General features: G+C 72.2%; 13 protein-coding genes and 1 pseudogene. 9 read left to right on the forward strand and 5 right to left on the reverse strand.

Annotation, left to right across the window (positions count from 1 at the left end):
• Positions 1-57: 57 nt before the first annotated feature.
• Positions 58-699, reverse strand: a complete 642-nt coding sequence (locus ACTWOL_RS24650) for a TetR/AcrR family transcriptional regulator (RefSeq protein WP_474301250.1) — start codon at positions 697-699, stop codon at positions 58-60.
• Positions 700-862: 163 nt separating this feature from the next.
• Positions 863-1,114 carry a hypothetical protein gene (locus ACTWOL_RS24655; protein ID WP_474298959.1) on the reverse strand — a complete coding sequence of 84 codons (252 nt, stop codon included), beginning with the start codon at positions 1,112-1,114 and terminating at the stop codon, positions 863-865.
• A 425-nt stretch (positions 1,115-1,539) separates the two neighbouring features.
• On the opposite strand from ACTWOL_RS24655, the gene ACTWOL_RS24660 reads away from it, so the two are divergent.
• From ACTWOL_RS24660 to moeZ, 7 genes are all read left to right on the forward strand, one after another.
• Entirely contained in the window at positions 1,540-2,499 is a 960-nt protein-coding gene (locus tag ACTWOL_RS24660) for an alpha/beta fold hydrolase (RefSeq protein WP_474298960.1), read from the forward strand.
• Positions 2,500-2,507: 8 nt separating this feature from the next.
• A complete protein-coding gene (locus tag ACTWOL_RS24665; protein ID WP_474298961.1) occupies positions 2,508-3,953 on the forward strand; it encodes a DUF3152 domain-containing protein in 1,446 nt (481 codons plus the stop codon).
• Positions 3,954-4,143: 190 nt separating this feature from the next.
• On the forward strand, positions 4,144-5,787 hold the full coding sequence (locus tag ACTWOL_RS24670; protein ID WP_474298962.1) for a DUF3492 domain-containing protein: 1,644 nt from the start codon (positions 4,144-4,146) through the stop codon (positions 5,785-5,787).
• The gene (locus tag ACTWOL_RS24675) at positions 5,780-7,087 is read left to right on the forward strand and encodes a hypothetical protein (protein WP_474298963.1); all 1,308 of its coding nucleotides are present in this window, start codon (positions 5,780-5,782) and stop codon (positions 7,085-7,087) included. The genes ACTWOL_RS24670 and ACTWOL_RS24675 overlap by 8 nt, the downstream gene beginning before the upstream one ends.
• Positions 7,088-7,268: 181 nt before the next feature.
• Positions 7,269-8,240: an NAD-dependent epimerase/dehydratase family protein gene (locus ACTWOL_RS24680; protein WP_474298964.1), complete on the forward strand. Its 972-nt coding sequence runs from the start codon at positions 7,269-7,271 to the stop codon at positions 8,238-8,240.
• Positions 8,228-8,971, forward strand: a complete 744-nt coding sequence (locus ACTWOL_RS24685) for a spherulation-specific family 4 protein (protein ID WP_474298965.1) — start codon at positions 8,228-8,230, stop codon at positions 8,969-8,971. The genes ACTWOL_RS24680 and ACTWOL_RS24685 overlap by 13 nt, the downstream gene beginning before the upstream one ends.
• Positions 8,972-9,016: 45 nt before the next feature.
• Positions 9,017-10,225 carry an adenylyltransferase/sulfurtransferase MoeZ gene (gene moeZ, locus ACTWOL_RS24690; protein ID WP_474298966.1) on the forward strand — a complete coding sequence of 403 codons (1,209 nt, stop codon included), beginning with the start codon at positions 9,017-9,019 and terminating at the stop codon, positions 10,223-10,225.
• 103 nt (positions 10,226-10,328) lie between these two features.
• Here moeZ and ACTWOL_RS24695 read toward each other — a convergent pair whose 3' ends face one another.
• From ACTWOL_RS24695 to ACTWOL_RS24705, 3 genes are all read right to left on the reverse strand, one after another.
• Positions 10,329-11,873 (reverse strand): alpha/beta hydrolase, encoded by a 1,545-nt coding sequence (locus ACTWOL_RS24695; protein WP_474298967.1) that lies wholly within the window; start codon positions 11,871-11,873, stop codon positions 10,329-10,331.
• 205 nt (positions 11,874-12,078) lie between these two features.
• Complete coding sequence (locus tag ACTWOL_RS24700; protein WP_474298968.1) at positions 12,079-13,815, reverse strand: alpha/beta hydrolase; 1,737 nt, start codon at positions 13,813-13,815, stop codon at positions 12,079-12,081.
• 176 nt (positions 13,816-13,991) lie between these two features.
• Positions 13,992-16,907 carry a lysylphosphatidylglycerol synthase transmembrane domain-containing protein gene (locus ACTWOL_RS24705; protein ID WP_474298969.1) on the reverse strand — a complete coding sequence of 972 codons (2,916 nt, stop codon included), beginning with the start codon at positions 16,905-16,907 and terminating at the stop codon, positions 13,992-13,994.
• 140 nt (positions 16,908-17,047) lie between these two features.
• Here ACTWOL_RS24705 and ACTWOL_RS24710 point away from each other — a divergent pair.
• Positions 17,048-17,389, forward strand: a pseudogene (locus ACTWOL_RS24710) (MGMT family protein); the annotation flags it as partial.
• A gap of 464 nt (positions 17,390-17,853) precedes the next feature.
• Positions 17,854-21,297 carry an ATP-dependent helicase gene (locus ACTWOL_RS24715; protein ID WP_474298970.1) on the forward strand — a complete coding sequence of 1,148 codons (3,444 nt, stop codon included), beginning with the start codon at positions 17,854-17,856 and terminating at the stop codon, positions 21,295-21,297.
• Positions 21,298-21,321: the final 24 nt, after the last annotated feature.

The following is a 21,321-nucleotide window of genomic DNA, read 5'->3' on the forward strand; positions in this document are numbered from 1 at the left end:
GATGTGGCACGGCCCGGTCGTGCACGCCCGCAGCGAACAATGCGCCCGCCGGAGGCGTCAGTGGCCTTCGATGCCCTGCAGCGGGAAGCCGGCGATACCCCGCCACGCCAGCGACGTCAGCAGCTGCACGGCCTGGTCCCGCGGAATCGCCGACCGGCTCGACAGCCAGTAGCGGGCGACCACCTGCGACACGCCGCCCAGACCCACGGCGAGCAGCATGGACTCGTCCTCGGACAACGCGGTGTCCTCGGCGATGACCTCGGAGATCGCCTCCGCGCACTGCAGGGACACCCGCTCCACGCGCTCGCGCACCGCGGGCTCATTGGTCAGGTCGGACTCGAAGACCAGCCGGAACGCGCCGCCCTCGTCCTCCACGTAGGCGAAGTAGGCGTCCATCGTCGCCGCGACGCGCAGCTTGTTGTCCGTCGTCGACGCCAGCGCGCCTCGCACGGCCTGCAGCAGTGACTCGCAGTGCTGGTCCAGCAGCGCCAGGTACAGCTCCAGCTTCCCGGGGAAGTGCTGGTAGAGCACAGGCTTGCTGACACCGGCCCGCTCCGCGATGTCGTCCATCGCCGCCGAGTGGTACCCCTGGGCGACGAACACTTCCTGAGCCGCGCCCAGCAGCTGGTTGCGTCGGGCACGGCGCGGCAGGCGGGTGCCCCGCGGGCGTGCCGCCTCTGTCTGCTCGATGGCTGTCACGCCGCCTCCCACGTTCGATGTCACGAACACAGTGTCCTGTGCTGCGGCCAAAGCGCCGCGCCCGCCATCGTACTTTTGGGTAACCATGGTGTGCGCGGTGCGAGCGCAGAATTTCACGTACCGGACGCCCACGGAAGCCGGAGACGGACAGAAACCGAACAATTCAGCGGTAGTCGTCCTCGTCGAGGGTGACCACGCGGGCCTGTTCCGCCGCGTCCGCCTCGTTCGCGGCGTTGGTGTCGATCCGTGTCAGGGGGTCGTCCCTTTGCTGCCGCAGCTCCGTGTGCTGCTCGGCTGCATCCGCCTCGGGGACTTCCTCGTCGAGTTCCGTGAGTTCGGCGAGTTCGTCGCGAGCGATTGCCTGGTCCTGGTCATCCTCCGTAAAGGTTTCCGGGTCCGTCGGATCGACAGTCATCGGGGAATCCCTTTCCTGTGCGTTCCGGGCAGCAGGGGGCGGGGCGCGTGCCCTGTAGATACGAGCCTAGGAGTTCCTTCTTCCCGGCGCTATGCGGTGGAGTGTGCCGTTTCGGTGCCGTTCCCGTGCCGATGTGGCGTCGACGCCCGCTCCGGCCCCTGCTGTGGCTTCCGCTTCGGGTCCTCGCCGTCTTCGAAGCCACTCGCGTCGCGTCGATACGACTCCCTTGAAACGACCGGCTACCGGTTTCCGAGGCGACCGGCTTCGACGACTGAGACGACCGACTTCGACACGACTTCCGACACGACTCATGAGCAGCGTGCCCCGGTGTCCCGCGTGGGCCGGGTGGTGGCCCTGTGGTGCCCGGCGAGACGTGTGACGGCGAACACAGGTTTCATGGCGTGATCGTCTCGTAACATTGCCCCATGTCTTCGACCGAGCTGCCGGAATCCCGCGCCACCGCTCCGGCTCCGCGGGTCCGCGCCGTCCGGGTCGCGGCGGGCGAAGAGCTGCGCTCCGTCGCCCTGCCGGGTCTGACGCTCACCGTACGCACTCGCCCCCCGGCCTCCGCCGGACTGCCGCCCGCGCTGTATGTGCACGGCCTCGGCGGCTCCTCGCAGAACTGGTCCGCGCTGATGCGGCTGCTCGAGGGCCGGGTGGACGGCGAGGCCGTCGACCTGCCCGGCTTCGGGGACTCCCCGCCGCCGGACGACGGCAACTACTCGGTCACGGGGCACGCCCGCGCGGTCATCCGGATGCTCGACGCCGGCGGCCGCGGCCCCGTACACCTCCTGGGTAACTCCCTGGGCGGGGCGGTCTGTACGCGCGTCGCCGCCGTACGTCCCGACCTCGTCCGGACCCTCACGCTGGTCTCCCCGGCGCTGCCCGAGCTGCGCGCGCAGCGTTCCGCCTGGCCCACCGCGGCGCTCGCCGTGCCCGGAGTGGCCGCACTGTTCAGCCGTCTGACGAAGGGCTGGACGGCGGAGATGCGGGTCCGCGGAGTGATGGCCCTCTGCTACGGGGACCCCGGCCGCGTGTCCGAGCAGAGTCTCCGCGACGCGGTCGAGGAGATGGAGCGCCGGCTCGAACTGCCGTACTTCTGGGACGCGATGGCGCGCTCCTCCCGTGGCATCGTCGACGCCTATACGCTCGGCGGGCAGCACGGACTGTGGCGACAGGCCGAGCGGGTGCTCGCGCCGACACTGCTGGTGTACGGCTGCCGGGACCAGCTCGTCTCGTACCGGATGGCACGCAGGGCGGCGGCGGCGTTCCGCGACTCCCGCCTGCTGACCCTGCCGGATGCCGGGCACGTCGCCATGATGGAGTATCCGGAGGCGGTCGCTGCGGCCGTCAGGTCACTTCTCGACAACAGCGGCAGGAGCTGATCCGGGGCGTGGGACGACACAGCCGTAAGGGCCCCGCACCCAAGGCCGGCGACGGCAGGGCGGCGGGCGCGCCGGGCTCCTCGACAGGGGCGGGACCGGCCACCGCCACGACTCCGGGCGCGGGCAGGCGAAGGCCGCCCGCGTTCCCCGACCCCGGGCAGCACCTGGGCCAGGGTGGATACGGTGCCCAGGGGTACGGCACCCCCGCCCATGGGACGCCCGCGTACGGAACTCCCGCCCACGGGACCCCTGTCGGCCTTCCGGCCGACGCAACTCCCGCGCACGGCATTCCGTTCGACGGAACCCCGGCCCATGGTGTTCCCCATGTACGCGGCGGTCATCCCGAACAGCGTGAGCCGGGCATGGGGGGAAGCTGGGGCGTACCGCAGGGCAACACCCGGTACGGAGACTGGCAGGGCGCCCCGCGCGCGGACGCGGTGACCACGACGGGCCGGCACGCGGTCGTGCCTCCGGCGCGGCCGGAGCGCCAGGGTCCCGGGCCCGCACGGCAGGGCCCGCCGATCGGTGCCGGAGCCCGGATCCCCGGCCCCCGGCGGGAGTTCGTCGAGGCTTTCGAGGGGTCCGAACCCCGGGAGCAGGCCACTCCGGACGAGGGGACGGACGACGCCGCCCCGGCCAAGTCCGGCAAAGGCCGTTCGGTCACCGGCATCGCGGCAGCGGCCGTCACGACGGTCCTCGCGGTCATCGTCGCGGGACAGGCCGCCGACACCGGTGCGGACGAGCCGGATGCGCGGGCCGCGGGCCAGACGGACCGTGGCAGCGAGGACGGATCCGCCTCCCGGTCCGACAGCAGGATCGCCCCGCCGCAGCAGGCGGCGCCGGCCGCCCCGCTCACCTATCAACAGCTGATGGTCAAGCAGTTTCCGCTGGATCCGAAGCTCAAGGGGCCGGGGGACTTCGAAGCGGTGCCCGGCACCGACAAGGCGCCGGGGCAGGGCAAGAAGATCCGCTACCGGATCGATGTCGAGAAGGGCCTCGGCCTGGACACCAAGCTCTTCGCCAAGGCCGTCCAGCAGACCCTCAACGACAAGCGGAGCTGGGCCCACGACGGGGACATGACGTTCGAGCGCATCTCCTCGGGGGAGCCCGAGTTCGTGATCACCCTGGCCAGCCCGGGGACCACCGGGATCTGGTGTGCGAAGTCCGACCTGGACACCATCGTCGGCAATGTCTCGTGTAACTCCAACGAGACGGACCGTGTGATGATCAACGCCTATCGCTGGGCCCAGGGCTCCGAGACCTACGGGGCCAAGGCGATGCTCACGTACCGCCAGATGCTGATCAACCACGAGGTCGGGCACCGGCTCGGGCACAGTCATGTGAACTGCAAGACGCCGGGTGCCCTCGCGCCCGTGATGCAGCAGCAGACCAAGTCGCTCAACATCGACGGAATCCGCTGCCGCCCCAACCCCTGGGTGTACCCGGACAACTGACGCAAGGTCACCCGGTATCTCGTAGCGCCACGGAACGCCACGAGCCCGGGAAAGTTACGTGCATTCACCCCTTCCGGTGGCGCGACGGACAACCGTCCGTCGCGCCACCCGCATGTCCGCATAACGTCGTCCCGCTGCGAGCCGCCGGGACCACCGGCGGCCGTCCACAAGAGAGATCGGGGGTGCGCTCGTGCGGATCGGACTGCTTACGGAAGGTGGCTATCCGTATGCGACGGGTGAGTCCAGGCTCTGGTGTGACCGGCTTGTGCGCGGGCTCACGCAGCACGACTTCGACGTCTACGCCCTCAGCCGGAGCGCCGAGCAGGAAGACGCCGGCTGGATCGCACTGCCACCACAGGTCGAGCGGGTGCGCACGGCGCCGCTGTGGGCGCCGGAAGACGACGGCCACAGCTACGCCCGGCGCGAGCGCAAGCGGTTCGCCTGCCACTTCGGCGAGCTGGCCGCGGCGGTCTGCGGCAGCGACGAGAGCGGCTTCGCCGACGGGCTCTACGGACTCGCCGAGCTGGCCAGGGAGCACGGCGGCCTCTATGCCGCCCTCCGCTCCGAACCGGCCGTGCGTGTCATGGAGTCCGCCTGCCGCGCACCCGGCGCCGCACGTCCCCTGCACGCCGCGACGGTGCCCGACTTCCTCGCCTTCGCGGACCTGCTGGAGCGGGCCCTGCGACCGCTGTCGCTCGACTGGTACGGAAACGACTCGCTCGGAGCCGTCGACCTCTGCCATGCCGCGTCCGGTGGATCCGCGGCGCTCCCCGGGCTGTTGGCCAAACGCTTCTTCGGTGTGCCGCTGCTGGTCACGGAGTACGGGGTGCAGCTGCGGGCCCACTACCTCGCGGCGGGAGGGGACGCCTCCGCCAGTGCGCCGGTCCGCGCCCTGATGGCGAGGTTCCACGGGCTGCTCGCCACCGAGGTCTACCGGCAGGCGTCGGTCATCACCCCCGGCAACACCCACGCCCGCCGCTGGCAGGAGCGCTGCGGTGCTGATCCCGCGAAGCTGCGCACCGTGTACCCGGGGATGGACGGCGGGCGCTTCGGCACCGTGGGGGAGGGCGAGCTCGGCGGCGACCCGCACACCCTGGTCTGGGTCGGCAGGATCGAACCCGCCAAGGACCTGATCGCACTGCTCCACGCCTTCGCACAGGTGCGCAGGGCGGAGCCGGACGCGCGGCTGCGGATCCTGGCCGCGCCGGTGCAGGAGCCCGAGGCCCTCGCCTATCTCGCGCACTGCGAGGCGCTCGCCGCGCAGTTGTTCCCCGACGAGGCCACCGGCGCGCACGCGGTCGGGGACAACCCCGTCTCGTTCGAGGAGATCGGCGGGCCCGAGGCACCGGAGCTCGTCGACGCCTACACGAGCGGAGCCGTCGTCGTCCTGTCGAGCGTCGTCGAGGGCTTCCCCATCAGCCTGGTCGAAGCGATGTTCTGCGGATGCGCCACGGTGTCCACCGACGCCGGTGCGGTCGTCGAGGTCATCGGCGGTACGGGACTGGTGGTGCCTCCCCGTAACCCGAAGGCGCTCGCGGATGCCTGCGTGGCGCTGCTGCGCGACCCCGAGCGCCGCGCACGCCTCGGTGCGGCGGCACGGGCGAGGGCGCTCGAGCTCTTCACCGTCGAGCAGAATCTCGCGGCATTTCGCGGCATCTACCTGGAGCTCCTGTCCCACAGCTCCCCGCACCGGGACATGGACGCCCCGTCCCTCCCCTTCGCCACCCCCGCCGAGGCCCATGTCCCGGGCCACTGGGCGGGGGGCCGCACCCGCCCCGCATGGGTGGTCGGCCCCCTCGCCGACCCGGCCACCGCAGGAGCCCCCGATGTCTGACACCACCTCCGAGACACCCCTCGATGTCACAGCGCCCGCCGATGCGTCGCCCGCCGGGGCAGCGGCGGCCTCCGCCCGCCGGGCGGGACGGGCGACGGCGGCGGACGGCACGACCGACGGCCCGCGTGAACGTGAGGCCGAGGCGACCCCCAGTCCGGGGACGTCCCCGGGGCGGCCCGGGGCACGCAGGCCCGCCGCGGGCCGCAGAGGACCCGCCGACCCCGTGAAAACGCTCATGCACCGGCATCGCGAGCTCTGCGAACGGGCCGTCGATCCACTGGAGATCGCGGCGGGGCTCGAGGCGCACGGGATGACCGACCGTACCGCCGCTCGTTTCCGGCACCGTGACGTGTTCGCCCTGGCCGAGGAGATGTACGCACGGGTGCCCCGCAGGGAGGCGGGACCGGTGCCCGCAGCGGATGACGGGCCGGGGCCTGGGGAGCAGGCCGGCCTGTCCGGGGCGCCGGCTCCGTCGATGCTGCCCTCGCTGCTGCCGGGCGCGGTCGCCGTCATCGCGGCGACCGCCCTGGACCTCACGGGCGGCGCGCTCCGCATCGCCGTGGCCGCGGCAGGGGCGGTGGGGCTCGCCGCCGCGTGCGCCCACAGTCTCCGGCGCGGCCCCCTGAGGGCTCCAGGCCGCACGATGCGCCGGGGCAGACTGTGGACCGGCTGGCTGCTGCTCTTCGCCCTGGTGGGCGGAAGTGTGCTGGAGCGGCTTCCGGGCGGCACGGTGTCCGCGCCGGCCTCTTCGGCGGTGTCCGGGGAGCTCTGGGCGTCGATGGCGGGGCTGCTCACGGCTCTCGCCCTCGCCATCGCCCCCGCGGCCTGGAGCGCACGGCTGTTCGCCGCCCACGCGCGCCGCAGGCTCGGCGGCAGCCGCGGCCTCGAGGAGTTCGCCGCCGGGGTCCGGCCGCTGCTGCTGGTCGTTGTCGCGCTGTACGGCGTCGCACTGCTCACCCTTGCGGCGCTCACCGGGCTGTTCCGGCCCGTGGCGCCGGCTCCCGCCGTCGCGCTCGGGATGCTGCTGTTCCTCGCACGGCTCCTCACGGTCCACGGATTCGCCCAGTCCGCCGCCGCCGGGCTCGGCGCCGCCGTCGCCCTGGAGGCATGCGTCCTGGGCTCGGTCCTGGCCGGCCGTCTCCCCGGCTGTGCCGTCCTGGCCCGGCCCGCCGAGGCCGCCGTAATGGCCTGGGGGCCGGGCGCCGTCGGCGTGCTCGCCTGTGGAGCCGCGGCTGCCGGCCTGCTGGTCCATGGAGCGGCCGTGCTGTCCCGGGCATCGGCTCACACCGGATGCCCCTGAGCATCCCCGCGCACCCCGGAGCCACCGCCTACCCCCACATACCCCCACGCCCCCGCGGAGCCGACGCCGCGGGCGTACCGGAATCAATCGAGTCAAAGCCTGAGGAGACGCACGACATGAACCCGTCCCATCCAGCACCGGCCGAGGCCGGCGCGGCCCGTCGGCAGCGAGGAGCAGTGCTGTGAGAGTGCTGCTGCTCGGAGCCAACGGATTTCTCGGCCGCTTCGTCGCCGAACGGCTGCTGGCCGACCCGGCGGTGCACCTCACCGCCCTGGGGCGAGGCGACGACGCCGACGTACGGTTCGATCTCTCGGGCGGCAGCCCGGGGGCGCTCACCCGCTTTCTGGACGCCGTCCACCCGGGCGTGGTGATCAACTGCGCCGGGGCGACCCGCGGCGGTGCCCGCGAACTCGCCCGTCACAACACCGTCGCCGTGGCCACCGTCTGCGAGGCCCTGCGCCGCAGCGGCTGCGGCGCCCGCCTCGTCCAGCTCGGCTGCGCGTCCGAGTACGGCCCGTCGCAGTCCGGCTCGTCCACGGCCGAAGACGCCGTGCCGCGCCCTGGCGGCCCGTACGGCGTCTCGAAGCTCGCCGCGACCGAGCTGGTGCTCGGCTCGGGACTGGACGCCGTCGTGCTCCGGGTCTTCTCGCCCGTCGGGCCCGGCACACCCGCCGGATCCCCGCTGGGACGTCTCGCCGAGGCCATGCGGCGCGCCATGCAGTCCGGCGACGGCGAGCTCAAGCTCAGCGGCCTGGGCGTGCAGCGTGACTTCGTCGACGTACGGGACGTGGCCCGCGCCGTGCACGCCGCCTCGCTGTCCGCGGCGCAAGGCGTCGTCAACATCGGCACCGGCCGCGCCGTGCGACTGCGTGACGCCGCGGCCGTGCTCGCCAGGGTCGCCGGATTCACGGGGGCGCTCCACGAAGTCGACACGCCCCCGGCCCGTCCCGGTCATGCCGCCATCGGCGCCCCGCGCGGCCCCGAGTCCCTCGCGGAGCAGCTGGGCGCCACACCGTTCCCCTACCCCGACGGCTGCGGCACCTGGCAGCAGGCGGACGTGCGCACGGCCCGCGACCGGCTCGGCTGGCGGCCGCGGATCAATCTGGAGGAGTCCCTGGCGGATATCTGGATGGAGGCGGCATGCCGTATCTGACCACCGGGTCCACCCTCTCCGCCCCAGGTGTCGAGCAGCTCGGCTTCGGCGTCCCGGGCTACGCCCACCCCCTGGTGGCCCCCGTGGAATGGGCCGAGCTGACCCGCCCCGGCGCCCCGCTGCACTGGGCGGTGCTCAATGTCGCGGACGGCGGCCCCGGCGCCCGGCCCGACCCGCACTGCCTGGAGGCCGCGGGACGACTGAACAACGCCGGGATCCGGGTGCTCGGCCACCTCGACCTGGCCCGGGGCGCGCGGTCGTTCGCCGAGATCGTCTCGGACGCCCACCGCTACCTCGACTGGTACCGGGTCCGGGGCTTCCTGCTGGACCGCTGCCCGGTCGACCGTGCGGAGCTGCCCGGGGTCCGGCGCCTGACGGCGACGCTCGAAGCCGTGCTCGACGGCGGACACCTGGTATTGGGCCATGGCACGCATCCTCATCCGGACTACGCGGAGGTGGCCGATCAGCTGGTCACCTTCTCCGGAGCCTGGAGCGACTACCGCTGGTCCCAGGTCGCGGAGTGGACCGCGAGCCATCCGCCCGGGAAGTTCGCCCACTTCGTGCACGGCGTCCCGCGGACACATCTCGACGAGGCGATGAGGATCGCCCGCTGGCAGGGAGCGGGCACGATCTTCTTCACCGACCGCACAGGACAAATGGGGGCCTTTGACTCCTTGCCCGGCTACTGGGACGAAATTGTCTCGAGGATTGGACCGGGTGTCTCGGAATGAGAAGGCGCGTGGCACTGTTACAGCCAGAACAACCGTACTGATGTCATGACCACCAGCCGCATTGATGAGGTCTCCGTGTCGCTGCCACCCCTGGTCGAGCCGGCTGCCGAGCTCACCGTAGACGAGGTCCGCAGGTACTCCCGCCACCTGATCATCCCGGATGTCGGGATGGACGGGCAGAAGCGGCTGAAGAACGCCAAGGTGCTCTGTGTGGGCGCGGGCGGACTCGGCTCGCCGGCGCTGATGTACCTGGCCGCGGCAGGTGTCGGCACGCTCGGCATCGTGGAGTTCGACGAGGTCGACGAGTCGAACCTGCAGCGCCAGATCATCCACAGCCAGGCGGACATCGGCCGCTCCAAGGCCGAGTCCGCGCGGGACAGCGTCACGGGCATCAACCCGTATGTGAACGTGGTCCTCCACGAAGAGCGGCTCGAGGCCGACAACGTGATGGACATCTTCAGCCAGTACGACCTCATCGTCGACGGCACGGACAACTTCGCCACCCGCTATCTGGTGAACGACGCGTGCGTGCTGCTCAACAAGCCGTATGTGTGGGGTTCGATCTACCGTTTCGACGGCCAGGCCTCCGTTTTCTGGTCCGAGCACGGTCCCTGCTACCGCTGCCTCTACCCGGAGCCCCCGCCGCCGGGCATGGTGCCCTCCTGCGCCGAGGGTGGTGTGCTGGGCGTGCTCTGCGCGTCCATCGGCTCCATCCAGGTCAACGAGGCGATCAAGCTGCTCGCCGGCATCGGTGAGCCGCTGGTCGGACGGCTGATGATCTACGACGCCCTGGAGATGCAGTACCGCCAGGTCAAGGTCCGCAAGGACCCGAACTGCGCGGTCTGCGGTGAGAACCCGACCGTCACCGAGCTCATCGACTACGAGGCATTCTGCGGCGTCGTATCCGAAGAGGCCCAGGAAGCGGCGCTCGGTTCGACGATCACTCCCAAGCAGCTCAAGGAGTGGATCGACGAGGGCGAGAACATCGACATCATCGATGTCCGCGAGCCGAACGAGTTCGAGATCGTCTCCATCCCCGGAGCGCGGCTGATCCCGAAGAACGAGTTCCTGATGGGCAACGCCCTCCAGGACCTGCCGCAGGACAAGAAGATCGTTCTGCACTGCAAGACGGGTGTTCGCAGCGCGGAGGTCCTCGCGGTGCTCAAGTCCGCGGGCTTCGCGGACGCGGTGCACGTCGGCGGCGGCGTGATCGGCTGGGTCAACCAGATCGAGCCGCAGAAGCCGGTCTACTAGGACCTGTCCGGGCAGGAGCTGGATTCCCGGGGACCGAGGTCCCCCGGTGGTCCTCGGAAGGGGCCGGCCAACGGGCCGGTCCCTTCCCTCGTTCGTTCCGGTGCTATCCGCAGGTCTTCCCGTCGGGCGGTACCCGGCCGTCCAGCAGATAGCCGTCCACGACGTCCTTCACACAGCGGTTCTCCGGGTTGTAGCCGCCATGGCCCTCGCCCTTGTTGGTGAGCAGCACCCCGACGCCCTTGCCCAGCTCGTCCGCCATCCGGCGGGCGCCCTCGTACGGCGTCGCCGGGTCGCCGGTCGTGCCGACCACCAGGATGGGGCCTGCCCCCGGCGCACTCGTCTCCGGTGTCACCCGCTCGCCCGGCACCGGCCACTTCGCACACCAGCCGGCCGTGTCCCAGGCCAGGAACTCGCCGAACACCGGAGATATCTTCCGGAACTCCGGCAGCAGCGCCCTTGCCTCGCCGGCGCTGGGACGCCCCTTGGAGTCGGCGCAGGATATCGCCCGCTGTGAATGGCTCTGTGTGCTGTAATGCCCGGTCGCGTCACGGTCGTTGTAGAAGTCGGCAAGGGTGAGGAGCTTGGTCCCGCGGCGGCGCTGCTCGGCCTCCTCCAGACCTGCGGTGAGCTTCGGCCACAGTCGCTCCGAGTAGAGCGCCATGACGATGCCGGTGAGTGCGAGGCTCTGGTTCAGCTCACGCCCGTCGTCGGCAGGCAGCGGCTGTGCGTCGATGCGCTTCAGCAGGCCCGCTATCCGCTGTGTCCCCTCCGCCGGATTCCCACCCTGCCCGGCGAGGTAGTTGTCGAGGGCGCGCTGGAAGCCGGTGGCCTGGTTGCGCGCATGACCGACGGCGTCGGCCGTCGGGTCGACTACCGCGTCCAGCACCGTCCGTCCCACGTTCTTCGGGAAGAGATGGGCATAGGTGCCGCCGAGCTCCGTGCCGTAGGAGATGCCGAAGTAGTTGAGCTCGCGGTCGCCCAGGACATGCCTGATCAGATCCATGTCGCGCGCGGCGTCGGCCGTGCCGACATGGGGGAGGACCTTGCCCGAGCGTGCCGCACAGCCCGCGCCGAAGCCCTCGGCGTCGCGAAGGTACGCGGCCTCCTCGGCCGGTGTGTCGGGAGTGAGGTCGACTCGGGTCGCGGACGCCTCCTGTTCCTGGTCGCTGCGACACACCACGCCTGCGCTCTTGGCGACTCCGCGCGGATCGAAACTCACCAGGTCGTAACGGGAGTTGAGAGTGGCGTACTCCTCGGCGAAGCCCGGCAGGCTCTCCACACCCGAGCCTCCGGGACCGCCGAAGTTGAACAGCAGGGAACCGATGCGCTTGTCCTGGTCCCGTGCTTCACGGCGGATGAGGGCGAGGGAGATGGTCTCACCGCCGGGGTCGTCGTAGTCGAGCGGGACCTTCACCTGCGCGCAGGCCCATCCGTCGCCCACGCAGGGCTGCCAGTCCGGCCGTTGCTCGACGAGCGCGCCGGGCAGCTTGCTCGCCACGTCGTCCTTCTCCACCGGCGCGGGAGCCCGGCGGCCGCTCCCCGAGCCCGCGCCGCCGTTCGCCCCTACGACGGTGTCACAGGCCGTCAGCACTCCGCCGGCCAGCGCCAGCGCGAGCGCCGCCGCCCCGGCCCTCGTACGCCATGTCATTCCAAGCCCCCCGCTGAAGGATCCGGCGAGATCCGGCCGAACCGGCCGGTCGGACCGACCCGACCCGACCCGATCGGACCGGTCCATGTGATCGACTGCTTCGCCATCCTAGGTGCCATCACTGCGCGTGACCATGCCTGTGGATAACGCCGGGTCTGATGACGGAACGTCATGGGGAGCAAGCGCCGACCGGTCGCCCGGGGTCTCACTTGCACACGGTCCCCGCGGGCGGGACGACGCCGTCCAGGAGGTATTTGTCGACTGCCGACTGCACACAGGCGCTGCCGCTGCCGTACGCGCCGTGCCCCTGGCCCTCGTACGTCATCTCGATGCCGACGCCCTTGCCGAGCTGCTCGGCCATGGCCCTGGCACCCGCGTACGGCGTCGCCGGGTCCCCGGTGTTGCCGATGACCAGGATCGGCGGCGCGCCCGGTGCCGCGACGTCAGGGTGCTCCCACTTGCCCGGCACGGGCCATTCGGAACACCCCATCAGGCCCCAGCCGAGGTATTCGCCGAAGACGGGCGACGCCTTGCGGAATTCGGGCAGTCTCGCCTTCGTCTCCGCCAGCGAGTAGCGCTCTTTGTAGTCGACGCAGTTGATCGCGGCGTTGGCTGCCTGGATGTTGCTGTACTGACCCTCCTGGTTGCGACCGTTCATGGCGTCGGAGAAGGCGAGGAGCAGTGCGCCGTTGCCGCCGTCCGCCTCGTCGAGGCCCTGCTCCAGCAGCGGCCAGTACTCCTTGGAGTACAGGGCCTGGGCTATGCCGTTCGTCGCCTGGGTCTGGGTCAGTTCACGGTCGCCGACGGCCGGGATCGGCTTCTTCTCCAGCCGTGCGAGCAGGCCGACGATGAACTGCTCGACCTCCTGCGGGGTGCTGCCCGGCAGCTGGCACTCGTCGCCGCGTGCGACGCAGTCCGCCGCGAAGTTGTCGAGCGCCAGCTGGAAGCCCTTGGCCTGGCCCAACGACCCCTGCTCGGACGTGCTGGTGGGGTCGACGACGGCGTCGAAGACCGCACGGCCGACGTTCTTCGGGAACAGGTGCGCGTAGACGCCGCCGAGTTCGGTGCCGTAGGAGAAGCCCACGTAGTGGAGCTTGTCGTCCCCGAGCACCTGGCGCATGAGATCCATGTCGCGTGCGGCGTTGGTGGTGCCGACGTGTGGCAGGTCCTCGCCGGAGTTGTTCTCGCAGCCCGAGGCGTACCAGCGCAGCCGGTCCGTGTAAGCGGTCTGCTCCTTGGCGGTGTCGGGGGTGGCGTCCTGGGCGTAGTACTCGTCGAGCTGCCGGTTGTCCGCGCACTCCACCGCCTGGCTGCGGCCCACCCCCCGCGGGTCGAAGCTCACCAGGTCATAGCGCTCGCGCAGCTTCTCGTAGTCCTTGGCGGACGGGGGCAGGGCGCTGACCCCGGAGCCGCCGGGGCCGCCGAAGTTGAATATGAGGGACCCGATCCGCTTGGACTGGTCACGGGCCTTGGCCCGGATGAGGGCCAGCTCGATCGTCTCGCCGTCCGGGTCGGCGTAGTCGCGCGGGACCTCCATGAAGGAGCACTCCCACTTGGTGCCGCCGGGCAGCGGTGAGGGCGGAGTGCCGCCGCCTTCCGCCTCCGAGGGGGCCGGGCAGGGCTGCCAGTCGAGCTTCTGTGCGCCGAGGTCGCGCTTGTCCCGCTCCGTCTCGCCGCTGCCGCTGTTTCCGCCGCCGGAACAGCCGGCGGTGACGAGGAGCACCGCCGCGGTCGTGGCGGCGAGCAGGGTCCCGGCCCGCCGGGTGGCCGACGTACGCCGACCGGGTGATCCACCCTGGCCCGGAGGCGGGACCTCGTCGCCCGCGGAGTGGGACGGGGGCGTGGGCGGACCGGGCCGCGCAGCGAAGCCGGAGACCTCGCGGGCGCCGGAGTCGTCCGGGTCGCCGGGAGAGGCCGGGGGATCGGGGGTGGAGGTCGGCATGAGCCCATCGTGCGGCGTTCTCGCACGGTCCGCCTGTCGGCGGCGGACCGTCCGATCGAGCGGCGGGCCGCCTCGCGCCGCAGGCCGGACCCGGCGCTCCGGCCGGGACGCCGGAGCGGGACCCGGCCCCGACTGCCGCGCGTCCCGACAGGGCCTGGAGCAGATCCAGAGCAGACCTAGAGCGAGCCCTTGCGGGTCAGGTGGTTGAAGCACACCCATCCCGGCAGCACCGGCAGCCACAGGGTCAGCAGGCGGTAGAGCAGCACCGCCGGCGCGGCGACCTCCGCCGGCAGCCCCACGGCGATCAGACCGAACGTCAGCGCACCTTCGACCGCGCCGATGCCGCCCGGTGTCGGCGCGGCCGAGCCGAGCGCATTGCCCGCCAGGAAGACCACGGCGATGCTGGCGTAGCTGAGCTGCTGGTTGCCGTTGTCGAAGGCCCGGATCGAGGCGTCCAGACACATCACGAAGGCGCCCGTCAGCATCAGCATCCCGCCGATGCCGGTGACCAGCTTCACCGGCCGCTGCAGCACGTCCAGCATGCGCGGTACGACGCCGACGAACAGCGAGCGCAGGCGTGTCGACACGAACTTGCGCAGGAACGGGATCGCGGTCACCACCAGCACCAGCACGGCCACGGTCAGCAGACCGGCGATGACCGTCCTCGACGGCGTCACCGGCGATGTCTTCTCCGTACCGGTCAGATAGCCGAAGGCCAGCAGCAGCATGATGTGCGCTCCGAGCCCGAAGAGCTGGGATGCGCCCACACTCGCCACCGCCAGCCCGGGGCGTACGCCGGAGCGCTGGAGGAAGCGGGTGTTGAGAGCGACCCCGCCGACCGCCGCCGGGGCGACGATCTTCACGAACGAGCCGGCGACCTGCGCCACGACCGTCCGGGGGAACGGCACCCGCTCCGGTACGAAGCCGAGCAGGCTCATCGCCGCCGCGATATAGCTCAGGGCCGAGAAGAGCACCGCCGCCGCCACCCAGCCCCAGTGGGCCTCCAAAACCACGGTGAAGTCGGTCCTGGTCAGCTGCGACAGCAGGAAGTACGCGGCGATGGCCCCGGCGATCAGCGAGACCAGCGTGCGCGGTTTGATCCGCTCCAGCCGGACCGGCTCGACCGGCGCCTGCGGCCGGATCAGCAGCACCTGCCGCCGGATCTGGGCCAGCAGGTCCTCCTCGCGCGCCTCGTCCAGGGCTTCGTCCATGGCGCGCTTCTCGGCCTGCTTCTCGGCACGCAGCGACTTCCGGTCGACCTTCCTGTCGTCCTTGCCGCCCTTGTCCTCGTCTCCCTCGCCCACCGCGTCCGAGACGGTCGCCTGCGCTCTTGCCTGCTTGGCCGTCTCGGCCGCCGCCAGCACCGCCTCGCGCTCGCGCTGTGAACGCTCCCGTGCGAGGCGCCGCAGGGTGGCCCGCGTGGAACGGCTCAACGCGATCGGCTGGAGGAGGGGGAGGCAGTCGGCGACCGCGTCCGGGCCCAGCACCTCGACGGCGGCGGCCACCGCGCGTTCGGCCCCGACGCGCAGCCCCAGCGTGGCCAGCAGCTGGGCGATGTCCATGCGCAGCACGATGTCGCCCGCGGCGATCTCACCACCCCGCAGATCGGTGAGGAGCACCTTGCCGGAACGATCCACCAAGATCGCGTCGCCGGTGAGCCTGCGGTGCGCGATGCGCCGCGACTGCAGCGCCCTCACCTGCTGGAAGGCGCCCCGCACGACCTCGTCCGTGACTTCCTCGTCGGGCAGGGAGTCCAGCGAGCGGCCGCCGAGGTGCTCGTACACGAGCATCACCGCGTCCGGCCCCAGCTCGGAGGTGGCGATCAGCTTGGGGGCATCGGCTCCGGCGGCGATCGCGGCGTATGCGAGGAGCGCCTCCTGCTCCAGTGCCTGGCGCAGCGACTGGATGGAGCGGCGGGTGAAGATGCCGCGCAGCGTGAGCCGGCGCCACACCCGGTAGAAGTAGCCCTGTGCCTGCTGCTCACGGTCGACGACCGTGACGTCGAGCGGAGGGCCGTCCTCGAGGGTGACGAGGTAGCGGCGGCCTCGGTCGCCGTTGTCGGTCGACTCGGGTACGTCCTCGGCGCGCATGGCGGTGACCGGGCGGAAGCCGACATGCCGCAGACCGGCCAGCAGGGTCTGCCCGGTGGGCTGGACGTTGGGCGAGCCGACCGCGTACAGCGTGCCGTAGGCGACGGTCCAGCCGATCAGCACGGTCAGGATGATCGAGAACGGGGTCGTGTAGCCCGCGACGAGCATCGCGAACGCGTCGAGCAGCAGCACGCCCCACAGCGCCACCCGCCAGCGCGGGCGCCTGGCCATGCCCACGGCCGTCATATAGGCGATCACAGGTGCGAGATAACCGTGGACGGGATCGGTGAGACCGCCGCCCGTCTGCGGCTGGGTCAGCGCGTCCTGGATCTGGCTCGGCGCGGCGTCGGCGACCCACAGATCGGTGGCCAGCGTCACGCCGTGGGCGAGCACGGCGGCGAGAACGCCGTCCGCGATCCGCAGCCCGTCCCGCTTGATCAGGCGCTCGATCGCGAAGGCCACGGGAACGAGGAGCACCGCGATGCTGGAGACCAGGCCGGCGAGCTTGACGAGCAGATCGGGGGCCTGCCCCGTGCCCTTGGAGATGTCCGACTCCAGGCCGGAGGTCGTGCCGTGGGCGAAGGCGGCGACCGCGAGGACGGCCGCGATCATGAGGATGCCGGCGAGCAGCCGCGTCAGGTCGGAAGGGCGGTGGACCCGGGCGGGGAGCAGCGGCTCGTCACCGGAGACCCGTTCGACGCTCGCCGGGGCGCCGTCGTCGGAGGACCCGTCGCCCTGCTCGTCGAGGCCCGGATGCACGCTCTCCTCGGGGGTGGGCGCGGGAGAAGAACCGGCGGACGCCTCCGGTGCTCCGGTCACGCCGGCGGCCTCGGCCGCACCTGTGGCACCGGTGGTTTCGGGCACTCCCGCCGCACCGGCCTCCTCGGACGGACCGGCCGCCGGGGCGGCACCCGGTCCGGACTCCGCGGTGTCACCGCGGCTCGGCTCGGCCGTTTCCGGGCGCGACTCGGTGCCGGAGGTGCTCGCCGTCCCAGGCTGCACGCCCCGCTCCTTCGCCGTGTGCGTCTCTTCTTGATCTCGTATCACCAGTCACCGCCCGGATGATGGTGGCATGCCGCACCGACGGACGGGGGCATCAGGGTGTCCGCTCGCTGTCGGTGCCATGGTGCAGGATGGGCCGGATGAGCGATGAGGTGCCGGGGCTGCGGGATGTGCCGGAGTTGCCGGAATATGCGGAGCGGGTGCTCGACGCCGCTGAGCGTATCCCGCCGGGCCGTGTCATGACCTACGGAGACGTGGCGGAGTGGCTGGGTGACGGGGGTCCGCGCCAGGTCGGCCGGGTCATGGCGCTGTACGGGGCCGCAGTGCCCTGGTGGCGCGTGGTGCGCTCGGACGGGGTGCTGCTGCCGGGACACGAGCTGAGGGCGCTCGACCACTACCGCGACGAGGGCACACCCCTGCGCGAGGCCGCCCGGGGTGCGCAGGGCCATCAGCCGCGCCTGGACATACGCGGGGCGCGCTGGGACGGCATCACGGACGCACCGGGCACGTCCGGAGGCAACGCGGACGGCCTGGGCGCACGGCGTCCGGGGGCGCAGGACGCCGCCACGACGGACACGAACGCGACTGACACAGAGGCTCACACCTGACAGCTTCCGCCATTCGGCGGTGCGATGAGTCCTCCGATCCCCATACGAGGTACGCGCCGGGTCACGGACCGGACTCCCTGCGGCCCGGGCTGCGCCTGGCGTAGCGTCGTCGGAGCCGTCCGCGGCACCTCCGTACTCCTCAGGCCCGTGCCGGCGCACCGGCCCACGACACCTCATCATCAGCACACCCACCAGGACCGGCGATCCACGTGAGTTCCTCCCCTTCCACCGGGCGTACACCGCACCGTCGGGTACGGCAGGGAGTCCTCCCACGCCCGCGAACGGGTGGCGGAAGGATCCCGGGCGCGTACCGACTGGTGCGTACCACGCCGGGCCCGGTGGATCCCCCTCACCTGGACGCGACCCAGCGGGCTGTGGTTGACCACGGCCGAGGACCGCTGCTCGTCCTCGCGGGACCGGGCACCGGGAAGACGACGACGCTGGTCGAGGCGGTCGCCGCACGGGTCGCGGCGGGTGCCGACCCGGAGCGGATGCTGGTGCTCACCTTCAGTCGCAAGGCGGCGGTCGAACTGCGCGACCGGATGTCCCTGCGGATCGAGGGCGCCGGCGACGGGCACCCGGCCGGCGTCGGTGGCGCACGGCGGAGCGCTGTGGCACGGGCGCCGCAGGCGACGACCTTCCACTCGTTCTGCTACGCCCTGGTCCGAGCCCATCAGGAGGCCGACCTGTTCGCCGAGCCCCTGCGGCTGCTGTCGGGCCCCGAGCAGGACGTGGCGGTCCGGGAGCTCCTCGCCGGGCAGCTGGATCTTGAGCGCGAGGGTCTGCCCGGCCGGGTCCGCTGGCCCGACGAGTTGCGCGCCTGCCTCACCACGCGCGGATTCGCCGACGAGGTGCGTGCCGTGCTCGCCCGCACCCGTGAACTGGGCCTCGGACCCGGCTCGCTCGCCCGCTTCGCGGCACGCGCGGGCCGCCGTGACTGGGGCGCCGCGGCCGCGTTCCTCGCCGAGTACCTGGACGTCCTCGACATGCAGGGGGTGCTCGACTACGCCGAGCTGGTCCACCGTGCGGTCCTGCTGGCGGAGACCGCCGCCCTGCCCGGCTACGACGCCGTGTTCGTGGACGAGTACCAGGACACCGACCCGGCGCAGGTGCGGCTGCTGCAGGCGCTCGCCGGGGGAGGGCGGACCCTGGTCGCGTTCGGAGACCCCGACCAGTCGATCTACGCGTTCCGGGGGGCCGACATGAACGGCATCCTCGACTTCCCCGGCGCCTTCCCGCAGGCCGACGGCCGCCCGGCCGCCGTCGCCGTGCTCGGCACATCGCGGCGCTCCGGTGCCGTGCTGCTCGCGGCGACCCGTCTGCTCACCCAGCGGATGCCGCTGCCCCGGCTGCCGGTGGACAAGGTCCGGGCGCACCGCGATCTGACCGCGGTCCGCCCGGGCGGCCGGGTCGAGGTGTCCACATACCCGACGGCCTCGGCCGAGCTGGACAACATCGCCGACATCCTGCGACGCGCGCACCTCGAGGACGGGGTGCCCTGGAACGACATGGCGGTCCTCGTCCGTGCCGGTGCCCGGACCCTTCCCTCCGTTCGCCGCGCCCTCACGTCCGTCGGGGTCCCCGTCGAGACGGACGGCGACGACATCCCGCTGCGCCACGAGCCGGCGGTCGCCCCTCTCCTGACGGCCCTGCGGACCGTGGCCACCCCGCTTCCCGAGCCCGAGCCCGGGCCCGATGCCGATGCCGATGCCGCATCCGGGCCCGAGCCCGGGCCCGACGGCGGGATCGCGGGCGACGACACGGAAGAGACGGAAGGTACGGCAGAGACCGGCGGTCCGGCCGGAACCGGCCGCCGGTCCGTCACCCATGACGGCGACGCGACCGAGGAAACCGGGGGCGCCGGGACGGTGGGAACCGAGGAAGGAGGCGCCGCGGCCGCCGGGCGGATCCCGCTCGACCCGGAGACCGCCCACACCCTCCTCACGTCCCCCCTCGGAGGCATGGACTCAGCCGACCTCCGCCGCCTCGGCCGCGCCCTGCGCGACGAGGAGCGTGCGGCGGGCCACCGGGTGCCCCCGCCCTCCGACACCCTCATCGCCCGGGCGCTCGCCGAGCCCGAGCGCCTCACCGCCCACGATCCCGCGTACGCCCGCGGAGCCCAGCGTCTGGCCGCACTGCTGCGCAAGGCGCGCGAACTCCTGCAGGGCGGAGGCACCGCCGAAGAGGCCCTCTGGGAGCTCTGGAACGGCACGTCCTGGCCGCAGCGTCTCCAGCGGTCCTCGCAGCGCGGCGGCGCCGCGGGCCGCAACGCCGACCGCGATCTGGACGCCGTATGCGCCCTGTTCGAAACCGCCGCCCGCGCCGAGGAGCGCACCGGCGGGCGTGGCGCGATCAATTTCCTGGAGGAACTGGAGGCCCAGGACATCGCCGCCGACACGCTCACCCGGCGAGGTGCCCGGCCCGCAGCCGTGCGCCTGATGACGGCGCACCGCTCCAAGGGACTCGAATGGGGACTCGTCGTCGTGGCCGGGGTGCAGGAGGGGCTCTGGCCCGATCTGCGCCGGCGCGGCTCCCTGCTCGAAGCCGACCGCATCGGCCGTGACGGCATCGCCGAACCTCTTCCTCCCGGCGCCCTGCTCGCGGAGGAGCGCCGCCTCTTCTACGTCGCCGCCACCCGCGCCCGTGAACGGCTCGTCGTCACCGCCGTCAGGGCTCCGGCCGACGACGGCGACCAGCCCTCGCGCTTCCTCACCGAACTCGGCACCGAGCCACGGGACGTCACCGGCCGCCCCCGCCGCCCGCTCGCCGTCGCTCCGCTCGTCGCCGAGCTCCGCGCCACCACCGTCGACCCGAACGCGTCCGACGAAGTGCGCGACGCCGCGGCCCGCCGCCTCGCCCGCCTCGCGGCGCTCACCGACGACGAGGGCCAGCCCCTCGTCCCGGCGGCGCACCCGTACCGCTGGTGGGGGATGAACGAGCCGACCCACAGCAGCGTGCCCCTGCGCGACCGGGATCTTCCCGTGGCCCTGTCCCCGAGCTCGCTCGAGAAACTCGCCGGCACCTGTGCGCTGCAGTGGTTCCTGGGCCGGGAGGTCAGGGCGGACGCACCCGCGAGCGCCGCCCAGGGCTTCGGCAACGTCGTCCACGTCCTCGCCGACGAGGTCGCATCGGGCCGCACGCCCGCCGACCTCGCCGTCCTCATGGAGCGCCTCGACTCGGTCTGGGACGGCCTCGCCTTCGACGCGCCGTGGAAGTCCGCTCAGGAGAAGGAGCACGCACGCGACGCACTCGAACGGTTCCTGCGCTGGCATGTGATGGACCGCGGCGGCCGCACCCCCGCCGCCACCGAGCACGCGTTCGACGTCACCCTGGAAGCGGGGTCCTACGAGGTACGGATCCGCGGTTCCATGGACCGGGTCGAACAGGACGAGCACGGCCGGGCGTACGTCGTCGACTTCAAGACCGGCAAGCAGGCGCCCACCAGGGACGAGGTCGCCCACCACCCCCAGCTCGCCGTCTACCAGCTCGCGGTCCGCGAAGGGGCCGTGGACGAGGTCTTCGGCGGCCACCGTCCCGAACCAGGGGGCGCCGAGCTCGTACAGCTGCGCCAGCCCGCCCCCAAGAAGGAGGGCGGAGACGCGCTGCCCAGGATCCAGGCCCAGGAGACGCCGGGCGGCGCATGGGTCGGCGAACTGCTCGCCACCGCGGCGGGCCGCGTCCTCGACGAACGCTTCACCCCCACCACCGGTACTCACTGCGGACAGTGCGCCTTCCGCGCCTCGTGCAGTGCCCGGCCCGAGGGGCGCCACGTGGTGGAGTGAGCGTCCTCCGGCCGTGGGGCCGGG

This window comes from Micromonospora sp. IBHARD003, from assembly GCF_056106285.1.

Bases quoted from the DNA above. Each gene is read 5' to 3' on its own strand.
- ACTWOL_RS24655 (WP_474298959.1), bottom strand. From the start codon at position 1,114: ATGACTGTCGATCCGACGGACCCGGAAACCTTTACGGAGGATGACCAG.
- ACTWOL_RS24660 (WP_474298960.1), top strand. From the start codon at position 1,540: ATGTCTTCGACCGAGCTGCCGGAATCCCGCGCCACCGCTCCGGCTCCG.
- ACTWOL_RS24675 (WP_474298963.1), top strand. From the start codon at position 5,780: ATGTCTGACACCACCTCCGAGACACCCCTCGATGTCACAGCGCCCGCC.
- ACTWOL_RS24685 (WP_474298965.1), top strand. From the start codon at position 8,228: ATGCCGTATCTGACCACCGGGTCCACCCTCTCCGCCCCAGGTGTCGAG.
- moeZ (WP_474298966.1), top strand. From the start codon at position 9,017: ATGACCACCAGCCGCATTGATGAGGTCTCCGTGTCGCTGCCACCCCTG.
- ACTWOL_RS24695 (WP_474298967.1), bottom strand. From the start codon at position 11,873: ATGACATGGCGTACGAGGGCCGGGGCGGCGGCGCTCGCGCTGGCGCTG.
- ACTWOL_RS24700 (WP_474298968.1), bottom strand. From the start codon at position 13,815: ATGCCGACCTCCACCCCCGATCCCCCGGCCTCTCCCGGCGACCCGGAC.